Origin of the sequence: Arsukibacterium indicum (assembly GCF_019100565.1) — a bacterium.
Lineage (GTDB): Bacteria > Pseudomonadota > Gammaproteobacteria > Enterobacterales > Alteromonadaceae > Alishewanella > Alishewanella indicum.
Genome location: NZ_JAHRID010000013.1, coordinates 1 through 2,857, shown reverse-complemented (window position 1 = coordinate 2,857; position 2,857 = coordinate 1). Strand labels below are relative to the sequence as shown.

Here is a 2,857-nt window from a genome sequence, read left to right as displayed (position 1 = left end):
TAAACAACTTTTTTTCTTTAATGTATTAAAAGTTTTGGAATCACCTGAAGCAATCGGAGTTACGAATGCCAAGAAGACGCGTCATAGGTCAACGTAAAATTCTTCCAGATCCTAAGTTCGGAAGTGAATTACTTGCCAAATTTGTAAATGTCGTTATGGTCGACGGAAAAAAATCCACAGCCGAATCAATTGTATACGGCGCCTTAGAAATTGCAGCTACCAAATCGAAAAAAGAGCATATTGATCTTTTCGAAGTTGCATTAGACAACATTCGTCCAACTGTCGAAGTAAAATCACGTCGGGTAGGTGGTTCAACCTACCAGGTACCATGTGAAGTTCGTCAGGTTCGCCGTAATGCTCTGGCTATGCGTTGGTTGGTAGAAGCTGCCCGTAAACGTGGTGAAAAATCAATGGCTCAGCGTTTAGCTGGTGAAATGCTGGATGCCATCGAAAACAAAGGTTCTGCGGTTAAGAAACGTGAAGACGTGCACCGTATGGCCGAAGCGAATAAAGCATTCGCTCACTTCCGCTGGTAAGCAGATTCTAGATAAGAGGACACTATTGTGGCACGTACTACCCCAATAGAACGCTACCGCAACATTGGTATCTGTGCGCACGTAGACGCGGGTAAAACCACGACTACGGAGCGGGTACTTTTTTATACTGGTCGTTCGCATAAGATCGGTGAAGTACACGATGGCGCAGCAACCATGGACTGGATGGAGCAGGAGCAGGAGCGTGGTATTACTATCACGTCCGCTGCGACAACTACCTTCTGGGCTGGTATGCAGGCACAGTTTGAACAGCATCGGATAAATATTATCGATACACCGGGCCACGTTGACTTCACGATTGAAGTTGAGCGTTCGCTGCGGGTGTTGGATGGTGCTGTCGTGGTGCTGTGTGGTTCGTCAGGGGTTCAACCTCAGACTGAAACTGTATGGCGCCAGGCAAACAAGTACGAAGTTCCTCGAATGATTTTTGTCAACAAGATGGACCGGACCGGTGCTGACTTCCTGCGGGTAGTTAAGCAGGCCCGGACCCGTCTTAACAGCACTATTGTGCCTATTCAGTTGCCAATTGGCGCTGAAGACAACTTTAGTGGTGTTGTTGACCTGATCAAAATGAAAGCAATTAACTGGAACATGGAAGATCAGGGGATGACCTTCAATTATGAAGAGATCCCTACTGACATGTTGGCAGAGTGCAAAGAGTGGCGTCAGAACCTGATAGAAGCTGCGGCTGAAGCCAGTGAAGAACTGATGGAGCGCTACTTAGAAGGCGATGAGTTCTCTGAAGAAGAAATCAAAGCAGCCCTTCGTGCACTGACTTTACGAAATGAAGCGGTATTGGTGTTGTGTGGCTCTGCCTTTAAAAATAAAGGTGTGCAAGCCATGTTAGATGCGGTTATAGAATATCTGCCGTCACCGACAGAGGTTAAGGCAATAAACGGTATTCTGGAAGATGAGTCTGAGGGGGAGCGTCATTCAAGCGACGATGAACCTTTCTCAGCACTTGCTTTTAAAATCGCGACTGATCCATTCGTTGGTACGTTAACTTTCTTCCGCGTCTATTCCGGGGTGGTAGAGGCAGGTTCTGCTGTCTACAACTCGGTGAAGCAGAAGAAAGAACGGATTGGCCGGATGGTACAAATGCATGCCAATACCCGTGAAGAAATTAAAGAAGTTCGTGCCGGCGATATCGCCGCCGCAATTGGCTTAAAAGATACCACCACAGGCGACACCTTGTGTGATGAGAATAATATTATTATTCTGGAGCGCATGGAGTTTCCTGAGCCGGTTATCTCGGTAGCCGTTGAACCAAAAACCAAGGCTGATCAGGAAAAAATGGGTATCGCGCTGGGTAAACTGGCAGCAGAAGATCCTTCTTTCCGGGTGCATACTGACGAAGAAACCGGCCAGACCATTATTTCGGGTATGGGCGAATTACACTTAGACATTATCGTTGACCGGATGCGTCGCGAGTTCAAGGTAGAAGCTAACGTGGGTAAACCACAGGTGTCATACCGTGAAACGCTGCGTCAGGCCACTGAAGTTGAAGGTAAGTTTGTACGTCAGTCTGGTGGTCGCGGTCAGTTTGGTCACTGTTGGCTGAAAATCGAACCGCAGGAAGAAGGTGCAGGTTACGAGTTCGTCAACGCGGTAGTGGGTGGTGTTATTCCGAAGGAATACATTCCTGCCATCGACAAAGGTATACAAGAACAGATGAAAAACGGCGTATTAGCGGGCTATCCGGTAATCGATGTTAAAGTCACTGTTTTTGATGGTTCATACCATGATGTAGACTCTAATGAGATGGCATTTAAAGTTGCTGCTTCAATGGGCTTTAAGAAAGGTGCGCTTCAGGCAAAACCGGTTATTCTTGAGCCTATTATGAAAGTTGAAGTGGTAACGCCGGAAGAGTTCATGGGTGATATAGTAGGCGATTTAAACCGTCGCCGCGGTATTATCCACGGTATGGACGATGCCCCTGGTGGTATCAAAATCGTTGACGCAAATGTTCCGTTATCAGAAATGTTTGGTTATGCAACCAACATGCGTTCACTGAGTCAGGGCCGCGCCTCATACTCAATGGAGCCTCTGAATTATCAGGAAGCACCAAACAACGTAACTGAAGCGATTATCGCTGCACGTAAGTCTAACTAATCAATTAGTATGGCCCGGTGTATGTCGGGCTAACATTAAATATAGAAGGGTCTACACATGGCTAAGGCTAAATTTGAACGCGTAAAACCGCACGTAAACGTAGGTACCATCGGTCACGTTGACCACGGTAAAACTACTCTGACAGCTGCTATCACTAACGTATTAGCTAAGACATACGGCGGTCAGGCATT

Annotated in this window: 3 protein-coding genes; all 3 read left to right on the top strand. The window is 46.8% G+C overall.

What is annotated here, in order from left to right; all coding sequences use genetic code 11:
* Window positions 1-65 precede the first annotated feature (65 nt).
* Window positions 66-536 carry a 30S ribosomal protein S7 gene (gene rpsG, locus KQY15_RS18665; RefSeq protein ID WP_019677788.1) on the top strand — a complete coding sequence of 157 codons (471 nt, stop codon included), beginning with the start codon at window positions 66-68 and terminating at the stop codon, window positions 534-536.
* A gap of 27 nt (window positions 537-563) precedes the next feature.
* The gene (gene fusA / locus KQY15_RS18660) at window positions 564-2,666 is read left to right on the top strand and encodes an elongation factor G (RefSeq protein ID WP_217671426.1); all 2,103 of its coding nucleotides are present in this window, start codon (window positions 564-566) and stop codon (window positions 2,664-2,666) included.
* 57 nt (window positions 2,667-2,723) lie between these two features.
* Window positions 2,724-2,857 (top strand): GTP-binding protein (locus tag KQY15_RS18655; RefSeq protein WP_254795849.1); only part of this gene is annotated, 134 nt, incomplete at its 3' end.